The organism is Hydrogenophaga sp., from assembly GCF_030656115.1.
Taxonomy (GTDB): domain Bacteria; phylum Pseudomonadota; class Gammaproteobacteria; order Burkholderiales; family Burkholderiaceae_C; genus Hydrogenophaga.
The window spans coordinates 1-1,585 of the sequence record NZ_JAUSOO010000159.1 but is presented as its reverse complement, the minus strand read 5'-3'; the positions used below and the strand labels follow the sequence as shown (position 1 = coordinate 1,585).

General features: G+C 55.5%; 3 protein-coding genes. 2 read left to right on the top strand and 1 reads right to left on the bottom strand.

Annotated features, from left to right (window positions below; all coding sequences use genetic code 11):
- Window positions 1–276 precede the first annotated feature (276 nt).
- Both Q7J58_RS21015 and Q7J58_RS21010 read left to right on the top strand, forming a co-directional pair.
- Window positions 277–654, top strand: a complete 378-nt coding sequence (locus tag Q7J58_RS21015; RefSeq protein WP_304831822.1) for a hypothetical protein — start codon at window positions 277–279, stop codon at window positions 652–654.
- Between the two features lie 93 nt (window positions 655–747).
- Window positions 748–1,278: a hypothetical protein gene (locus Q7J58_RS21010; RefSeq protein WP_304831821.1), complete on the top strand. Its 531-nt coding sequence runs from the start codon at window positions 748–750 to the stop codon at window positions 1,276–1,278.
- Between the two features lie 58 nt (window positions 1,279–1,336).
- Here the strand turns inward: Q7J58_RS21010 and Q7J58_RS21005 are convergent.
- Window positions 1,337–1,585, bottom strand: a 249-nt coding sequence (locus Q7J58_RS21005; RefSeq protein WP_304831820.1) for a hypothetical protein, incomplete at its 5' end; no start/stop codon positions are given.

Sequence of the window (1,585 nt, the reverse complement as noted above, 5' to 3'; positions counted from 1 at the left end):
CGCCTCGCACATTTGCACTCGGGCTTCCTCCAGACAGGACCTCGCGGGCCTGCCCTTGCCGTCGGCTAGTGGTTAACATGGCTCTCTATGAGTCCCATTCGGTTCTCCCACAGGGGACTTTCACCCCATAAGTTCGCGCCCGTGCTGGGCGCACACTGTCAGGTCAACGCGGACGCAACCAAGGGCCATGCCTTCGGCATTTTCATGGCCCTTGGTTGTACCCTCCGCCCTGGCGGGCTCCGGCGCCGGTTACCTTGGTATTAAGTTGCAGAGTTCATGACACTCAGACAGCGTCGACTCATCTGGAGCTGGATTGCAGGCTGTACGTTGCTTGTCCTCGCCACGACAGTTCACTGGATCGGCTGGCTCTTGGTCCCGTTCGCCGCGTGGGGAAGGGCTACAGCAAGCATTGGTTCGGAAGCGGAGGAGGCAGGCCGCTCTCGTCTGGCGGAAATCCTAGCGGAGTATCCTTTACTGAAAGCTTGGTTTGGGGTGTGCGCTGTCACGTTCTTCATAGGAGCCGTCTACGTAATTCGCGAAGGAATAAACCTGTTCGACACCTTCGGTTCCATTGCGATTCCGTTTGCTGTCCTTCTTGCGCCGCTAGTGTTCGTTATGGAGCGTGAGCGGTTCGAGGAGTTTGGGGAGAACTAGTGTGCAACTTAACCTTACGCTCCAAAGGGACGCTACGCCGGCAAGCCGGCTTCTCGCCCCTGAGCTAGCACGTTAGGCAACACCAAAATTCGCATGCGTATTCCACCGTCGTTACCACTTGCATTCCTGGCAATTTGGGCACTCGCTTGCGTCTTTGCATTTCTCTTTGCTAGCGTGTCGCCAGTTTTTGAGTTCGCGTACTTCGTGCTGCCCTATTCAGCATTCATTGTCCCGCTCTGCGTTGCTTACCTTTCGTGTCGGCTCGCAAATGGAAATGATCGCGAGCCAATGGAGAGCAAATCGTCTATTGCCTTATCGGCTGCAGCTGCTGTAATTGGCGTTGTCGCCTATGGGCTTTGCTTTTCGGTAATTGCGCGCTTTCTTGAACTGCCTTGGCGCGCTGGTAAGTTTGGGGAAACATCACTCGATCTCGGCAAGTCTGCGGCTCAGTTCTACAGTCTATTGGTCATACTTACAGCACTTTCGGCAGTTGCACTGCTGCGAGCTGCCCCTGTCAGTTCCCGTTACGCTCGCTATGCGATCGGCAGTCTTGGCATGCTCATATCGGCAAGCTTTATCTACTTGCTATTTGGTCTCTCTCCTCTCGTACATTGGAGGGCATGACAATGCATAGCTTTCGCTTCTCACAATCAGTGTCGCCTAATCGGGTAGCCGGGAGTCTCTAACTCCCAGCCCCCACACCACCCACCGTGCGGGTCCGCAGTGGGCGGAACAACAAGTCGGCTCGCTCGACGAAGCTTTCCCTCTTTTCTTCTTTGCCGTATAGCCCTGTGCCTTGCACCACAGGTCTTTCACGCTGAGCAAACCTTGTTCCTGTAACCACGCGTTGGAGATGGCCTGGTTGATCACCGGTGTTCTGGACATCTGCCAATAGCTGTTGCTGCTGCATCCGTGCTGAATCGCCGACTTC

What these genes read in the sequence shown, in the direction of transcription:
- Q7J58_RS21015 (WP_304831822.1), top strand. Translation starts at nt 277, where the DNA reads ATGACACTCAGACAGCGTCGACTCATCTGGAGCTGGATTGCAGGCTGT.
- Q7J58_RS21010 (WP_304831821.1), top strand. Translation starts at nt 748, where the DNA reads ATGCGTATTCCACCGTCGTTACCACTTGCATTCCTGGCAATTTGGGCA.